This is a genomic window from Chitinispirillales bacterium ANBcel5, from assembly GCA_029688955.1.
In the GTDB taxonomy this organism is placed as follows: Bacteria; Fibrobacterota; Chitinivibrionia; order Chitinivibrionales; family Chitinispirillaceae; genus Cellulosispirillum; species Cellulosispirillum alkaliphilum.
In genome coordinates this window covers 18,028-34,743 of the sequence record JARUKZ010000044.1, presented here as the reverse complement: position 1 = coordinate 34,743, position 16,716 = coordinate 18,028, and the positions used below count along the sequence as shown (strand labels likewise).

At 43.3% G+C, this 16,716-nt stretch carries 11 protein-coding genes; 4 read left to right on the top strand and 7 right to left on the bottom strand.

From position 1 onward, the window contains the following. Nucleotides 1-1,282 precede the first annotated feature (1,282 nt). A complete protein-coding gene (locus QA601_16670; protein MDG5816733.1) occupies nt 1,283-3,073 on the top strand; it encodes a glycoside hydrolase family 11 protein in 1,791 nt (596 codons plus the stop codon). A 1,041-nt stretch (nt 3,074-4,114) separates the two neighbouring features. Then, nucleotides 4,115-4,285 carry a hypothetical protein gene (locus QA601_16665; protein ID MDG5816732.1) on the top strand — a complete coding sequence of 57 codons (171 nt, stop codon included), beginning with the start codon at nt 4,115-4,117 and terminating at the stop codon, nt 4,283-4,285. A gap of 228 nt (nt 4,286-4,513) precedes the next feature. On the opposite strand, the gene QA601_16660 is transcribed toward QA601_16665, so the two are convergent. From QA601_16660 to QA601_16630, 7 genes are all read right to left on the bottom strand, one after another. After that, nucleotides 4,514-5,140 (bottom strand): energy transducer TonB, encoded by a 627-nt coding sequence (locus QA601_16660; GenBank protein MDG5816731.1) that lies wholly within the window; start codon nt 5,138-5,140, stop codon nt 4,514-4,516. Between the two features lie 27 nt (nt 5,141-5,167). Next, on the bottom strand, nt 5,168-8,590 hold the full coding sequence (locus QA601_16655; GenBank protein ID MDG5816730.1) for an OmpA family protein: 3,423 nt from the start codon (nt 8,588-8,590) through the stop codon (nt 5,168-5,170). A gap of 622 nt (nt 8,591-9,212) precedes the next feature. Further along, a complete protein-coding gene (locus QA601_16650; protein ID MDG5816729.1) occupies nt 9,213-10,064 on the bottom strand; it encodes a glycine betaine ABC transporter substrate-binding protein in 852 nt (283 codons plus the stop codon). Between the two features lie 340 nt (nt 10,065-10,404). Next, nucleotides 10,405-10,542, bottom strand: a complete 138-nt coding sequence (locus tag QA601_16645) for a hypothetical protein (GenBank protein ID MDG5816728.1) — start codon at nt 10,540-10,542, stop codon at nt 10,405-10,407. A 25-nt stretch (nt 10,543-10,567) separates the two neighbouring features. After that, entirely contained in the window at nt 10,568-10,780 is a 213-nt protein-coding gene (locus QA601_16640) for a hypothetical protein (protein MDG5816727.1), read from the bottom strand. Next, nucleotides 10,777-11,190: a YbgC/FadM family acyl-CoA thioesterase gene (locus tag QA601_16635; protein MDG5816726.1), complete on the bottom strand. Its 414-nt coding sequence runs from the start codon at nt 11,188-11,190 to the stop codon at nt 10,777-10,779. Before QA601_16635 ends, QA601_16640 begins: the two co-directional genes overlap by 4 nt. Continuing rightward, complete coding sequence (locus QA601_16630; protein ID MDG5816725.1) at nt 11,180-12,586, bottom strand: sigma-54 dependent transcriptional regulator; 1,407 nt, start codon at nt 12,584-12,586, stop codon at nt 11,180-11,182. The genes QA601_16635 and QA601_16630 overlap by 11 nt, the downstream gene beginning before the upstream one ends. A gap of 239 nt (nt 12,587-12,825) precedes the next feature. On the opposite strand from QA601_16630, the gene QA601_16625 reads away from it, so the two are divergent. Both QA601_16625 and QA601_16620 read left to right on the top strand, forming a co-directional pair. Further along, the gene (locus QA601_16625; GenBank protein MDG5816724.1) at nt 12,826-14,016 is read left to right on the top strand and encodes an AsmA-like C-terminal region-containing protein; all 1,191 of its coding nucleotides are present in this window, start codon (nt 12,826-12,828) and stop codon (nt 14,014-14,016) included. A 408-nt stretch (nt 14,017-14,424) separates the two neighbouring features. Further along, a complete protein-coding gene (locus QA601_16620) occupies nt 14,425-16,617 on the top strand; it encodes a glutamine synthetase III (GenBank protein MDG5816723.1) in 2,193 nt (730 codons plus the stop codon). The last annotated feature ends 99 nt before the right edge of the window (nt 16,618-16,716 follow it).

The following is a 16,716-nucleotide window of genomic DNA, read 5'->3' as shown; positions in this document are numbered from 1 at the left end:
TGCACGGGGCATGTTCCAAGCTGCACGGGGCATGTTCCAAGCTGCACGGGGCATGTTCCAGGCAAAACGGGGCATGTTCCAGGCAAAACGGGGCATGTTCCAGGCAAAACGGTGTGTGTTCCAGGCAAAACGGTGTGTGTTCCAGGCAAAACGGTGTGTGTTCCAGGCAAAAGAGCCGCAGCACCCTGCCCTTGAGCATTTCAAGGAGCTGCGGTGCAAAACCCTTGAAGAAGTTCAGGGGTGGGTGGTTCAGGAGAGAAAGAGGAGCACGTCCGCCCAGGACTGGAACGGACAAGCGGAACCAATGATGAAAACCGGTCAGCGGGGCACGCCAGTGCCGGTTCGTGCTCGAGCTTGTCTTCTGCTTGACTTGCCGCCAATGCCGCGCTGTCTTTGTTAAATCCAGCCACGTACCTCCTGGACCGTCAGGTCGAACGCCTGGCCAAAGACTATTGGGATTGTTTACCTTGCGGCTTCTTCGTTCCACCTTTAAATAATTATGGGGCTAAAGCCTCCTCTGCAGTAACTACCGCGAAGGGAGCCGGGCGAAACGTCAGTGTGTTGCCTGGCCACGTTGAACTGTTTGATGCAAGCCTCGAACTATCTTGTATAATCAAAAAAACGTTGAAAAGTGATACAACACACGCAAGTCTTTGTAGATGAAAATCTTATGGAAGGCCGTGATCTGTTAGTTGGTGAGTTTGCCAATTATGGTAGTGGGGTAGGGTTTGGCAGAGGGATGTACCCGGGAATAATCTTACTAATATATATAGAATAGTGATTTTAAAGATGTACTTGGAAACCTTTGACCTCTTGTTTACAACTACTTGGGCATATAAGCAGAGAAGTTCCGGAGCAAAATTGAGAAACAATAAATCCGAGCGTGAGTTGAGGGACCATATATAGTCTAAGTCATTGAAAAAATGGGTACAAAGGACAAACTTTCCACTCATACTTTATTTAACCTGGTAAATTGTTTAAGCCACACCCCGTAACCCCAATTGGTTGCCCTGCGGGTCAAAATCAGATATATTGAAAGTGCGGCACACGACCTAGCCACAGCCAGGTAAAGTCGATGCGAGATGCAAAATGTTCGTTTCCGCGACTGTCGGACAGAAGTTTTGTCTCTGATAGGGCGTGAACGGAGAAAAGAAGATCCCTATCAGTTTAGTTATGCATTTTGCCGCAGTCATGTTTATATTAGATTAGTATGCGATGGCCGCGCTTGCGTGTGATCATTACTGTAACAATAATCATAAATCTTTTTTTGCAGGGGGGTTGTATGAGTATCAAAAAAGTTTTTGCCGCCGCGCTTGCGTGCGTGACTATCGGGTCTTCGCTGGCCTGGGGGCAGACGTGGACTACCAGTACAATACAAAATGTCAATGGTATTGACTATGAGCTCTGGAATCAGAACAACACCGGTACGGTCAACATGGATATCACGGGAGGCAGCGATGACCCCAACGGCGGAACATTTGAGGCTACGTGGAGCGGTACGGAGAATATCCTTTTTCGCGCCGGCAAAAAATGGGGCTCATCCAGTAACACAACTGCCAGGTCACTCGGTAACATAACACTTGACTTCGCTGCGACATGGCAATCCCCTGATGATGTAAAAATGCTTGGTGTATATGGCTGGGCGTATTACCCCTCGGAGAGCGTACCGACACAAACGGAAAGTGGTCAACACGAAACTTTCTCCGATCAGATAGAATACTACATTATTCAAGACCGCGGCAGCTATAACCCGGGGCAAGGCGCCACCAACTCAAACAAGAGAGGCGAGGCTACGATCGATGGTATTGTGTATGAGTTTTGGGTCGGCGACAGGCTCAACCAGCCTATGCTGACCGGGAACGGCAACTTCAAGCAGTACTTTAGCATTCCTAAGAACACGAGCAATCACAGAACAAGCGGCGAGATCAACATTTCCAGGCACTTTGCCGAGTGGGAAAAAGTTGGTATGCAAATGATGGATTGTCCGTTATACGAAATCGCGATGAAAGTTGAATCGTATACCGGCCCTGGAGCGAATAGCAGTGGCTCGGCCAATGTGACAAGGAATCTTCTCATTCTGGGCGGTAGCGGCAGCGGTGATGACTTTTATCTTGTAACAAACGTTTCCCCTTCAGGCGCGGGGACAGTGACCAGGGACCCGGATGAACACTACTACGCCCCTGACGAAACCGTTCAGCTCACGGCGACCCCGAATTCCGGTTGGAGGTTTATTGGTTGGGAGGGCGACGCCTCGGATTCTACAAGCTCTACCACCGTTACTATGAGCGAAGACCGAACTGTTACGGCGAGGTTCGAGCTGGAATCGGGGGAGGGCACGACCAACCTGATAGAGGACGGAGACTTCCCGGGCAGCAGTGTTATCGACACAGATGAAGGCGCCTCATGGAGACTTGGGCAGGGTGAACACTGGGGTGATTCAGAGGCAACGTCCAGTGTCAGTAACGGAACCGCGACGATAAACGTTACGACCATTGGAGAGGAATCCTATCAGCCCCAGCTTGTTCAGTACGGTTTGGCTCTTGACGAAGACGTGATGTATAAGCTCACCTTTACGGCAAGTGCGGAGTCGGAAAGGACAATTGAAGTCTCGTTCCAGCAGTCGGTAGACCCATGGGCCGGTTATGCCTCAGAGGAATTCGACCTGACCACGTCAGAAGAAGAATACGAATTCGTGTTCACGATGAACGATCCCACCGACCTGGCGTCACAGTTCGCGTTTAATCTCGGTCAGGAGACAGGCATTGTCCATATAAGCGACATTAAACTGGTACACACGACTGACGGTTCAACATCTTTATCCCGCGGCAACAGCGTAAGAACAACCCGCGGCAGCACACCGTTAGTTTCCATAACGGGTCGAACCCTGAACGTCTCGCCAGTCGACGGATCCAACCTGCAGGTCAGGGTAGTAGACGTAAAAGGTCAGATAAGAGCCAATTTCAACGCGGCGGGCGCGGAAACTTTCTCCTTGACAAATATCCCCGCGGGCATGTATTTCGTTGATGTTAAAGGTACAGACGTAAAACAACTCACGCCGATTGTTTTGAGGTAAAATTATTGACACATGACCGGGACTGTCGCTGCGGTGTTCAAGACAATGCGCTTGAACGTACCTCAGTGACAGTCCCGTTTTTTTTATGATACTAAAGATTTTATAGGAGCACAATACCTCAGATTGCCGCAAATCTTACAGGAGCGCAACAACCAAGGTCCCTGAGCGGAGTCGAGAGGCGTCAATGGTGAAAGCGTGAAAAGATCCCTTTGGGGGGGGGGCGGCCATAATCTCGTGAGAAAGGTGAATTTGGAATTTTTGCCTCGTGGTCTTGCCGTCCTACATTTCCTCAGGTAAGAAACCTGGGACTTCCCCTCGACTCACGCTCGGGGCACGTATAGCCGTAACCCCTACGGGGTATTATTACTAATTCCCAAAGGTAAAATTAGGCTAACAGACGAATTTGTACGTTCTATGGGTAACTTCTCACCCCCTTTTCCTCCCAACATCAGTTTTGTAATAACTCTGAGTGCTTTTACAGTTTATTTCTATTTTGCCCCATGCTTATACTTCCTTAAGTTTTGTATAATAAATAGAGTTTCGTCAGGAATATACAACTCTGATTGTTGTACTTTTTTCCTCCAAGTTTATTAGCTTTCGGCCTAAATATTTGAAAGAGGAGCACGTCCGCCCAAGGATTGGAACGTTCAAGCGGAACCAATGATGAAAACCGGTCAGCGAGGCACTCAGTGCCAGTCCGTGCTCAACCTTGTCTTCTGCTTGTCTTGCCGCTAATGCTGGCCTGTCTTTGTTAAATCCAGCCACGTACCTCCTGGACCGTCAGGTTGAACGTCTGGCCAAGAACTTTGAAACAGAAGGCGGTTTTACAGAACGGCTGTATAAAATCAGAAGAGCTAAAAGAAATGGGCCCCCTAAATGACCGAAGACCAACTCGAACAACTCTGCCTCATAAAACAGCGATCGCGTAGCAAAACACTCGTTTAAAAGTATAAAGACTGCGAAGAGATTTAAAATACGTGGCAGGGCAAAAGTGTGGAATATAGAAAAACTGCCCGGTAAAGTGTTCTTTCGGGGTAGAGTTTGAGTGCTGTCCCTTCCAAAAAAGAGGATGAACTTACAAACCTGACACATTACAATGCAACAGTTTACGGGATCGGTTACCGACGGGAAAACGTGCGGTTTATTATCGAAACAAGATGCTTCGGCTACGTGGGGATAACTTTAGAAGCATTTATAGTTGTTGGTGGATAGTGGATTAAGATTGGTGCACAGTAAAAGTAGTATTATTATTTGTCTCGTAGGGGAGTGTATAAGCAGCGTAACTATTGTAAGAAAAATAATATCTATCCCGTTGTGGCCAAACTAATTGAACAATACAACTATTGAACAACCCCTTTGTCCCGTAGGGACGACTTATCTAAGAACCTTGGTGCTTACGTTTTATTTTTAACAACTATAAATAGTACTCTTCTGGTTTAACTAAGGTCGAAATGAAAACTTCACAATCATTCCTTTTATTTTTTTATCATACCAAACCGGTTCAAAATCGAGTGGTTCAACGAAAGCAATCAGTGAATCATTCACATCAGGAACCCTTACAGAAGATCTTTGGATTTGACATGTTTCAACGCGTCCCTGATTATCCAGTACTATTTCAAGAGTAATATCACCGTCAAAGAGATGCAGTTTGGATGAGTCCATCATTGCTTCATACAAAGTGGCGATTTTTAAACGCGCGTGTTCCAGAACTCCTTTAAATGCTGCTTCTTTATGAATCGGCATATCTAGTTGAGGAATAGTGGTAAATTCGATAATTTTTACATGTTTCTGTTCATAAACAGCTGAAGATCTGGCTGCTAAGCCTCCAGAGGGATTTATTAAATCTTCTGCATTGACTCCACCAGGAAATATATTTTCTATTCTTTTTTCAACTTCTTCTTTGGGTGGAAACATACTTTTAAGAAGTACTGTATCAACTTCTGTTTCTTGTTGTACCAAGGAGTGTGATTCTGATACGTTACATTCGGAATCTGCGATAGATATCTCGACAATAGCGCAAATAATAAGGGTTACAATGATACTAATTGAAAGTTTTTTATTGTTCATAATCGACTTCTCCTCTTTTATATTTTGTCATGATTGTTTTGCTGCGGTATCCTTAATTAAACTTGGCCAGGTTGCGTCGTTGAATCCCAGATGCACTACTGCCACTTGTTCCTCTGCTGAGAGGTCATAGTAAGAACTTTGTGCAGACCTGGGAAACTGTTCAATGGGGTAGAGGTGTTTATAATCCCAGAAAATTCTGTTTTCCCAGACAGGATCTCCATCCTTCGTGAAACCCAGAACTGTAAGCAGTCGCTGTTCACGAAGGTTTAGGTCATTCCACTTTGTAGCTGGTGAAAGAAGTTCACCAAACGACCTTAGTTCAAAAAAACCTGGAGCATTAGACACTACAGCCATAACAGTATCCTCTCTCAATCCCTGAACGAACACTCCGGCAAAAATGGAAATATCTGGAACACCAGGCAGGTCAGGTGTATCTACACTGACTCCGGCTCCCATAGTATTATCTCTTGTATTAGTCTCAGCAAAAACTTTTACTTCATTAGTGATGTTTTGGCTCACCTTGAACTTTCCGTCGCTGGATGTGGCAAACTCATAGGCACCTATTTTAATTTTTGCTGTAAGCGTGTGATCTTCTGTTAAAAAACAATACTCATGTTCAAGACCTGATTCAAATGATCTTTTTGTCTCGGAGCCGATTTTAGAAATATCAAATGTTTTATTGGCCTCGGTAGTCACGGCTGTATCAAGTTTGTGAAATGTCTTTCCGTCACTATCCAAGGTAAAATTGTAGCTTAATTTTACATTACTGAGTTCATTAAGTTTACCCCTATAATCAAATCCGAGTTTTATGTAAAAACCGGAAGATCTTCTGCCAATGATTTCATTGATTTTACTAGTTATAGCAAGCCAGGCTTTCTGCTCCTCCTGTGCAGTGTTATTTACGTTTACAAGGTCAAAAAACTGTTGCCTCGTTGCGTTTACTGGTATCGGGAACTGATACCCTCTGATTGGAGGCCCCAGAGCCCTCAACTCTGTATCGTTGGCAAAAGTTTTGACACGTTCTATGTAATTATGAATGTAATGCTTATATATGAAGTCGTGGCATCTAACGACGTTGAGATTCCTTTCGTGCACACGCCCATTATCAAAATCTTTTCTATATGGTTCAAGATGTCCGGTTCCACCCATTAGTGAAATAGTGTTAAAATATATTGGATCAGGCAGGTAATAGCATATTGGCATTTTGTTATTTATTTCTAATAATAGATTTCTGCTCCAGGGAGCAGCTGAACTAAGTGGCACTCCTCTATCTAAGCTACTTCTTATTGTATAATGCTTATTAGTAATATCTCTGAACCATTTATTTTCATGTTGTTCAATTAGCGTAAAAGTACCAATCAGAGTACGTAGTTCATAAAATGATTCGCCTGAACCAAGAAATTTACCTTCAGAATTGTAAACATCAAACATCCATCTATTATTTCTATAATTGATGTAAAATAAGTTGTAATCCCGGTGAGCATATGCTGGATAATAATCCAGCAACCACTTTTTGAGTACATCAGATGCAAATTTCGAAATATTAGGCCTACCTTGATTGTCGAAACCTGCTGACAAAAGCAAATTGTCGGTTGTCGGTATAAAATTTTCAGCTTTTATTCCAAAAAACTCGCAAATTTGGTTTTCTCGTGGAGACATACTTAAAATCGAGCAATCTATAGCATTTGTTTTGTTATATACTTTTATCTGTTGGTCTCTTAACTGAACCTGTTCCGGAGGCAACTGCTTAGCAATAACACTGATTATCCCTTTCTGGGCCGCGCGCGGTTCAAAAATTGCCTCTGTTATCTGACCATCAGAAGAGTGTTTGGTAAGAAAGTCCCCTTCACTGTTTCTTATATAAACCAAACCAATGGGTACGGCATGCACTCTTACAAAACCGTTATCGTTAGTTTTGACCGTGACACGATATTGTTGTTCTATATCGTCGTTGTCCGATTCAATTGTGAGATCAAAATCCGGTACCGGAAATCCAAACGAATCCACGGTTTGTATCTCCATAAAAGGCATAAAACGGGGAAGATGTGCCTCATGAAAAATGCTTATATACTTATTTGAATCATACAGTGGAAACTGCTCCTTAGTAAATGTTTCTTCACTGTATGGAGGAACCTCTATCGCTGGTGTATCAGTGCTGTCAAAAAAAAGTAGCTCAACTCTTCTATTACGCTTCGATTTAAAGTTAGGCTTGTCTTTTGCCTCAATTGGGAACGATTCTCCACATCCGACAGTTTTATTTTGAGGATCGACAAAGGTTATCATGTCTTTAAATGGTTTTAAATCCCCGGGATTCTCGCTCCCCGCAACAATAATACTTAACTCCCAAATATATAGATTAAAAAAGGCTTTCCATGTCTCGATATTGAGGTTATTGCCAGTGGGTTCTGTAACAGGAATGGCTTCACCGACAAACCCCATAGACTCTCTGTTTTCGTTATAGATGGTTTGAAATGATTGTACCGCTTCTTTTGTTTTGGGACCTAACACATTATCCACCGGTCCGGGATCACAGGGCCAAAGTAGTAACCCCGAAAAATGCTTCAAAATCTGCTGGTAATCTTCAACTCTATGCTGAGCCGTACATATCTCAGCCCAACCCACACAATCCCCTGTAAGGAGACACAGAATGTTGTTTGCCCTCTTCTCAGAAAGCTCAAAATTATACTTTACCCCACCGGAAGAATCAGTATGGCCAACAATGACCAACGATTTATCACTGTTTTGGTTTATGTATTTAAACACAGCCCGCATTGCGCAGAGACCTGTTGGATTGGCCTGCACATCCGAGGCTTTTAACCCATTCTCACTTTTACGGTGTGAGGCTACGGGACTTATCGGTGTATCAGGCAGCATTACAGCACTATTAATATTAAAAAGCAGGTCCTCTATTTCAATCTTATGGACCTCTCTAACAGGCTCCCAGGGCATCTCAAGCTCCGGGCTGTCGATGGTGTTTTCTCCTCTTGAGTGAGTAATGTTCTTTACGGTGTAACTACAGGGGGTGTTGGGGTCCTCTTTACAGGCATTGTAATGAGCAAGGTTCATATACCAGAGGTGCTCAATCTCTATGACTGCTGTGCCATCTTTTTCGATAAACCCCTCTACTACCTGGGCTAAATCCTCCTCCTTGCCATCGAAAGTGCAAAAGAGTTTTCCTCGTATTTTGGCACGAATGGTTTCCTTGAGATACTCCGCTTTCACCTCAAGAAAACACTGCTCATTATAATAAAAGCCCTTTGGGCCCGGTTTCCACTGTGCAGATATGAGTCGTACTTCGGGTTCGGCATCTTCATACAGATCGCGTTCACTTTCATCTACACCGGTTACAAATTTGGGTTTATCGTCATCCGCTTCTTCCGGTTGCACTTTGCCTGTTTCCCGTTTCAGGGGTTTTGGTGCAACACTCCAGTCAAGATCTGAGTGGTTCATTATAGGTAAGCTCCTTTGGGTGTTGTGAGATGATTTTTTGGACTTAATACAATATATAACAGGTGGAGTAGTGGGTCAATGGAGAGGGGAGAGGAAATAAAAATCATTCCCATCCCGCAGAGACTTTCAATAGTCATAACCGATGCGTGATGAGGAATGCGTCCCTCCGGATGAGGAATTATTGTTTGGGCTATTTGGTGCTATAAACAGGCGATCCCTACGGGACCTAAAAGTTAGTGTGCAGTAAAATGATTTCTAGTGTTTGTCTGTAGTTATAAGGGGGTTTAATTTCACATGAGGAAGTATTGTTCCTATTCGTATGCCACTTATTTTTTCATTAAGCCCTAAATAACTCCTGAGGAAAATATAAATATAAAAGCGTAAAGATAGTATCAGGGATTAATTCTTACAATCGCTTAGTTAAAATGATGCTTATAATATCAGACAGTGTTATGTCTATGGATCAAACAGAGCGATACTTAAAAAATCACTTTGAGCCACTTGTTTTAGAGTCGCTGGAAGCGAACAAGTAGGGGTGCAAAAAAAATAGCCCTTCCTTGCGGTTGGGCTAAGTCATTGTAGTTGGTTATGTAAAGATAGACAGTGCACTATCCACTAATCACTAATCCTGCGGTATCCACTCCTGAACTCTGGTTTCGTTTTGCTGTATCCATTGAACGGCATTTTCGTAGGGATTCGTAGCAGGTTCGCGGTTGGCTTGCATAAGCTGCTGCAATTCTTGGGTGGTTAAGGAAAAGTTATCGAGAAATTGGTATACATCGGGCATCTCTTCACTAAGGTTAATTCTTACCACCGATGCGATAAACTCATTTTCACCAAACAAGCCTTCAGGATCTTCCAACCATTCGAGGTCAAATTCTTCAAACATCCAGTGAGGATACATTCCTGTAACCACTATCCATTGCACCTCTTCTATTGCGCTTTCAAGCTCAGAAGTCATCTCATCATCACTTCCCTCAACCAGCTGAAACTCTTCCAGTTCATACTCCTGCATAGCTCTTTCTGTCACCACCATAATACCAGCATCAGGTTCAACACCAATGATTTGGTTGTCAAATTGTTGCGCTTCATCATCAAGATCTTCAATGGATTCCACTTCTACATATTGAGGAACCACCAGTCCTGTTCTTGTACCTTCAAGGATAGGGCTGAGCACTACTACCCGTTCATCGGTCTGTGCCAGGTATTGTTCATCCGTGGTAGGCAACCATGCACTAACCATGGCATCGGCCTCACCGGTAGCAACCGCTTCCCACATATCAGCGGTAGTAGAAGAGATAAGATTAACCCCAATTCCCATCTGTTCCTGCATAACGGCGGCGACTAAATTGGTGGTTGCGATATCGGGTGCCCGTTCGACATAGGCAATAGTTATCACCCTTTCTTCAGGGGGTGGGCAGGCAATCATAAAAGCTACAACAAACACCATAAAAGCCACTGTAAATCTTCTCATACCAAACTCCTTTAGATTAAGTTACGTTACGTCTTTATTGCTGAAGTTTTAATCCCGATTAAAAGGTTAGAAATCTGCTTTAAGCGTTATAATTTATGTAGTACCTTTTGGTGAAAATGATTAAAACAGAAGCAAACTATCTGCGCCTAATGCGCGATGATACAAAAATTGTATCGTTGCAAATAAAGCAATTGATATGCCAGCTTTGTTGGGTTTATAGACGGGTTTAAACGTATGATTTTTAGCGATTTTGCCAAAAATTACCACTGGATATGAGAATAACCGTTGCACAATTTAAAAGAGGGCTGCGAAACCAGGAGTTTGGGAGGGGTAAGCTAAATCATGAGTCACTGTATTTTTCAGCAGCGAGGCGAAGGTAGGTCATGTGGTCTTTTACCGAACTGATAGTACTGTCTTCAATAAAATGTTTTGGATTATAGCGAAAGTTACCTTCATGATACTCTGCCTCCGGATCCATGGCTTTCCACTTTGCTATGACTTCTTCATATTCGCGCGCTGTAATCTGAAATAGCACCGGGCCCCATTCCGCCATCACCACCACCTCTCATAAGAACTTCATTTACCGCATCCAAAGAGGGTATAACCCCTCGAATCATCAGGTAGGGAACGTCCAGAAGAAACTGATAGAGGAAAGAGATTCTTTTTTCATGTCTTTCCTCATGAAAATCACAGCGTAGATAGGTTACTTTTTTCACCTGTTACCCAACTGTTTATCAGTAATAGCTTCCATGACCTCCGGGGGGAATTTGGAAGGGCGACCTGTAACAGAGTTGATACATGCAAGTCTGACATCACCCTGTGACAGCAGTTTTTTGTTTTGATTAAAGATCGAAGTGGAAAATGTAACAGACGCGGCGGAGTATTCTTTTATGACCGTTTGAACAGAAAGAAGGTCATTATAGCGTGCCGGGAATTTGTATTTAACTTTGGCATCAATAACTGCAAAAAGAATATCATTGGATTGATAGTCGGCTAACTCAATACCACATTCACGAAGAAATTCGGTCCTGCCACGTTCCATGTACTTAAGATAATTTGCGTAATAGACGACATTTCCACAATCGGTATCTTCGTAGTAAACTCTTATAGTAATCTCATTTTTCATCCAGTTGATAATCCTTTACTTTACGCCAAAGCGTAGAACGAGAAATTCCAAGCTTTTTGGCAGTTTCTGTATAATTGTGTGAAGTGAGGCCAAGAACAAACTGAATGTGGGCTTTCTCCACCTCTCCCAGGGTCATCACTTTCTCCGGTGATGACAAAGAGGTGTCAGCCTGGGGAGCCGAAAGCAAAAGTCTGTTCCTGAACATAAAGTCGGGCAGATCACGCTCTGTAATCTCATCGCCATCAGCTAAAACCACAGCGTGTTCAATAATATTTTCAAGCTCACGGATATTTCCCGGATAGCTGTAATTTGCAATAATCGACTCAGCATTTTTTGAAACACGGATAATGTTTTTGTTAAACAGGCGGTTGAATCGATGCAAAAACAGATGTACCAGCGTTGGTATGGTTTCTTTGCGTTCCCTTAAAGGGGGAAGATAGAGGTAGAAGACGTTAAGTCTAAAGTAAAGATCCTCTCTAAAGGAACCTTCCTGCATCTGTTTTCTAAGATCACGGTTAGTTGCAGCAATTACGCGCACATCTACGGTTCTTGAACTGGTATCACCAATTCTTCTAAACTCCCGGTCCTGGAGAAACCGCAGAAGTTTGACCTGAGCCGGGGGGGAGAGCTCTCCGATTTCATCGAGAAAAAGTGTACCGTTATGTGCTGCCTCAACCAGTCCCTCTTTATCACGATCAGCACCGGTAAATGCTCCCTTTTTGTGCCCGAAGAATTCACTTTCAAAGAGAGCGTCTGGAACAGCTCCACAGTTCATAGCCACAAAGCGGCTTTCGTAGCGCTTAGACATCCGATGGATAATTCGGGCAAAAAACTCCTTACCTGTTCCGCTTTCACCCCCAATTAAAACTGTAGAGCTTGTGGGAGCGATTTTCATTGAAAGCTTCAAAATCTTTTGCATCGATTGGCTCCCGGACATCAAATCCGAAAGAAAACGTTGCTCAAGTTCTTTTTGCTCAAACTGTCTCTGAGATCGCGCTGTCAGTTTTTCCAGAACCGATTTAAGATCCGGTATGGCTATAGGCTTTATAAGATAGAAGGAAGCACCGCTTCGAAGTGTCTTGCTCGCTTCTTCAAGCTCATTTATTGATGCAAGCACCACCACTTCTGCACTATGACGGGTTCTGATAAAACTTATCAGATCGACCTCTGAGGCAGGCATCTTCTCTATATCAAAAAACACCGCGTCTATCTCAGGTTCACGTTCAAGGATAGTAAAAGCAGTCGCCTGACTGTCAGATTCGAGTATCCGATACCCCAGTTCTGTAAAACTTGCACGGAATTTTGCCCTGAAAGAGAAATCTGTACTGATTAGCAGTACTCTCTTCTGGCGCTCCTCTTTATCACCACCATCTCTTGGCATCTGATTCGGTACCACTTTCCTGTAAAAGATGTATTTTTATACTTCAGAGCTTAAAAAATACTTTTAAATCGCAGATTTTCAACCGATTTTTATACTTTAAACTATATCTGTTATAGACCGGGAGCTGTATTCTGAGCACAACATCAAATAAGAACAGACAGATAAAGCAAATGCTACTTTCCACTGCAGCACTTGCGTGTTCAGTACTTTTTTTGTTCGGCTTTATCCCCCTTAACCATGGATCTTTCGATCGAATGGCCAGGGAAATTATACACTCCTATGGTGCGGATTCGGCTCTCTTTGGGAACGTCTCAGTTTCACTCTGGAGTGGGATACGAATACGGGACAGCTTTTTAAGTAAGAAGATCTCTCAGGACAGCTCATATTGGGTACAAATTGATGATTTAAGGTTTAGGATGAATCTGCTCTTTGCTGCTGTCGGGGGAGTCGCTGGCAGAATCACTCCTCATGAGCAAAGAGCAGATTACTTCTACAAAATTTTAAACTCACCCTTTGAGACCACTGCTGAGGGGATAGAGAAACTCTCTACTACCACCGGACTCAGACGGATAGATGTGTCAGGGCTTAGTTTCAGAGTGCTTTGTGAAAAGGGAACTGATGTTTACCTGAGAGGTGGTGATGTAAGGCTACGAAAGTCGTGGGGAAGAACACTGAAAGGGGCGCTGCGGTTAGAAGAGGTGAGGTTAAATGATAAAAAGGTGGTGAGAGATCTAAGATCGTCACTCCTTCTTAGAGAGTCTGGAATCAGGGTGCGATCAGCAAGGGGTGAACTACTGAATGGAAGACTCAGGCTCGGTGGCGCAATTGACCTAAAAAAGAAAACACTGACCAGAGCAAATGTTGAAATCCGCGGGAGTGACCTTCAAGTATTATCAGGTGTGATTGATGATAAAACCGGGGAGCTCAGTGGTAAAGTTGATGTATCTATCCGTGTTGATGAAAGCGTTGCGGACATCGACTCCCTTATAATTAGCGGTGAATTGCGGGCCAGGGATGTGCAGCTGAAAGAATTTTCATTTCAGCGCTCATTGGTTTCTAACATGGTTGCGCCGGTGCTTAGCAGATTAGCATTCAGGGAGATCAGTTCTGAGTTTGAGATAAAGAGCGGCAAAGTTATGACTGAAACACGGGGCTATGGTGATCAGTTGGATTTCACTGCTTCTGGATGGATTAATCCTGAACTGTATATCGATCAGCAGGTTGAAGCCACACTTTATCAGGCCATTGTTAGTGAATTACCACGCGTGGCTGCATCATCCCTTGAAAGTACCGATGATGGGAATGCTATGGTACGGTGCAGGCTGTTTGGAAAGGTATACCAACCAGCAATAGAGCTTGAGCGGGGTACGGTAAGAAGAGCGGTGGGAGCTGCGGTTGATGATGTGGGGCAGGGGATAAGGAGTATTTTTAGAACCCGCAGATAAAATAGGGGTAAAGTGTGTGATGCGTAAGTAATTGTTTGCCCTGGCAGGGTGAATGAGTTCTGTAGGTAATGCTCGCCTGATGTATATTTGTAGGGTTGTGCCTGAGACTGCCCTTTGGGCGTTTTGGTGCAGACTTCTTCAGAAAAGTCCTGCCCGGTGGGTTAGAATCAATTCATTTGATCAAACACTTTTCAGGTACAGAGGTGCAGCACAAAAGAGCTGGTGGCTGTAACAGGTGTTGCATTTATGTTACAAAAATGTGCTGCAATACAATTTTGTAACAAAAAAAGGCATCATTACAGCCTGCAAAACGGGAAAAAACAGTAAAAACAGTGACATTTATGTTCTGGCATGATTATTTCTTAAGTGACGGAAATCTTTGGGCCAGATAATTAAAGCGAGGGATTTATGAGCAGCCGCAGCGATGTAACTCAATCGATTGATACAGTTAAGGTTAAAAAAGTTGAAACCAAGCCTCCTGTGAGCAGTTACTTCGGAATTAATACTTTCAGTAATGAAACAATGCGGGATATGGTTTCTGAGGAAACATTTGAGGCCTTTAAGCGATGGCAGGAGTGCGGGGAAATTATTTCAATGCAACAGGCCGATGAAATCGCTCACGCTATGAAGGATTGGGCAATCAGTAAGGGAGCTACTTCCTATACTCACTGGTTTCAACCGATGACTGGCCTTACTGCGGAAAAGCATGACAGTTTTATCACCATGACTGAATCCGGCAAAGTTATGGAAAAATTTACGGGCAGTAAGCTTATTCAGGGAGAACCGGATGCCTCTTCATTTCCCTCTGGTGGGATACGGGCGACCTTTGAGGCGCGTGGTTACACCGCCTGGGACCCTTCATCGCCAGCTTTTATTACAGAGGTAGAACTTGGAAAAACCCTGTGTATCCCCACAATTTTCATCTCTCATAACGGAGATGCACTTGATAAAAAACTACCCCTGTTAAGAAGTGAGGACGCGCTGTGCAAATCTGCTCTTAAGCTATTAAAGTTATTCAACCAAAAAGATGTAAATAACGTCTATTCTACCTGTGGTGCTGAGCAGGAATACTTTTTAATAGACAGAGCATATTACAAGATGCGCTCAGATCTAATGCTTACCGGACGAACACTGGTTGGCGCTTCATCCCCTAAAGGGCAGCAGCTTGAGGATCAGTACTTTGGTTCCATAAAGGAGAGAGTGCTTAACTATATGGCTGATGTAGCAGAAGAGGCGTATAAAGTTGGGATCCCAGTGTACACCCGTCACAATGAGGTAGCACCTCATCAGTTTGAGTTCGCGCCAATTTTTGAAAAATCCAATCTTGCCGCGGATAACAATCAGTTACTTATGGATGTAATGAAAAAGGTAGCACAGCGTCACAATCTTGCCTGTCTGCTTCACGAAAAACCTTTTGCCGGTGTAAATGGAAGCGGAAAGCATATTAACTGGTCTATTGCGGATGATAAGGGAAATAATCTACTTAACCCAGGAGAAACACCTGAGGAAAATCTGTTGTTTTTGACTATTTTAGTCTCTATTATCTATGCGGTGCATAAGCATTCCGATATTTTGCGCGCATCCGCGGCAAGCGCAGGTAATGAACACCGTCTTGGAGCAAATGAAGCTCCTCCAGCAATTGTAAGTATCTTTTTAGGCGAACAACTATCCAAAATTATTAACATGCTTGAGAATGGCAAAATTGAAAAAGCAAAAAAACAGGACATCATCGATCTTGGTGTAGGTTTGTTGCCTCAGTTTATGAGGGATACAACAGATCGTAACCGAACATCACCTTTTGCTTTTACGGGCCAGAAATTTGAATTCAGGGCTCTTGGAAGTAACATGAATATCTCAACATCTATTACCGTTATAAACACGATCGTAGCTGATGCTATGGATATGATGATTGAGCGTATAGAGGCCAAAAAAGAAAACTATGATTTTAGCACCGCAGTAATGAAGGTGTTATCAGAAGTAGTAAAAGAATCAAAAGCGATTCTTTATGAAGGAAATAACTACAGTGAAGAGTGGGTAATAGAGGCGCAAAAACGAGGATTGCCAAACATCCCTTCATCACCCCAGGCACTAAAAGCTTACATAAACACTAAAACGGTAGAATTATTTGAACGGCAAAAAGTGCTTTCAAAAATAGAACTAAATGCACGGTACACTATTTGGCTCGATATCTATGGAAAAGTGATCGATATTGAAGCAAAAACGTTAATGGAGATTGTAAAAACACAGATTTTACCTGCCGCATATAGTTATCAAAATGAAATAGCAAGCGGTCTTGAGATCTTTAGGGATTTAATGGACGATACATCCATTCAGGTGGTTAATGGTGCTCTTGATGACAGAAAAGAGATGTTTGAAAGTTTAACTGCTGATATCTACTATGTCAGAAGAAATCTTAAGGAATTGGATATGCTTCTCAAAAAGGCAGAGATAATGGGCCTTGAACAACGGTGTGATTTTTTATTCAGTGAAGTTTTACCTCAGATGGAGCATGTACGCAAGCACGTCGACTCACTGGAATCGGTAATGCCTGATGATTTGTGGGTGCTGCCAAAATATCGTGAACTTCTGTTTAATGCATAAAATCTAACTCTTTTAATGTATACGCAAGAAGGTTTTCTCCCCGTACTAAATGCCCAAAGGAATAAATCCCGGTCGGGGGGAGACCTTTTTGGGTGTAAA

What these genes read in the sequence shown, in the direction of transcription:
- QA601_16670 (MDG5816733.1), top strand. Translation starts at nt 1,283, where the DNA reads ATGAGTATCAAAAAAGTTTTTGCCGCCGCGCTTGCGTGCGTGACTATC.
- QA601_16660 (MDG5816731.1), bottom strand. Translation starts at nt 5,140, where the DNA reads ATGAACAATAAAAAACTTTCAATTAGTATCATTGTAACCCTTATTATT.
- QA601_16655 (MDG5816730.1), bottom strand. Translation starts at nt 8,590, where the DNA reads ATGAACCACTCAGATCTTGACTGGAGTGTTGCACCAAAACCCCTGAAA.
- QA601_16650 (MDG5816729.1), bottom strand. Translation starts at nt 10,064, where the DNA reads ATGAGAAGATTTACAGTGGCTTTTATGGTGTTTGTTGTAGCTTTTATG.
- QA601_16645 (MDG5816728.1), bottom strand. Translation starts at nt 10,542, where the DNA reads ATGGATCCGGAGGCAGAGTATCATGAAGGTAACTTTCGCTATAATCCA.
- QA601_16635 (MDG5816726.1), bottom strand. Translation starts at nt 11,190, where the DNA reads ATGAAAAATGAGATTACTATAAGAGTTTACTACGAAGATACCGATTGT.
- QA601_16625 (MDG5816724.1), top strand. Translation starts at nt 12,826, where the DNA reads ATGGCCAGGGAAATTATACACTCCTATGGTGCGGATTCGGCTCTCTTT.
- QA601_16620 (MDG5816723.1), top strand. Translation starts at nt 14,425, where the DNA reads ATGAGCAGCCGCAGCGATGTAACTCAATCGATTGATACAGTTAAGGTT.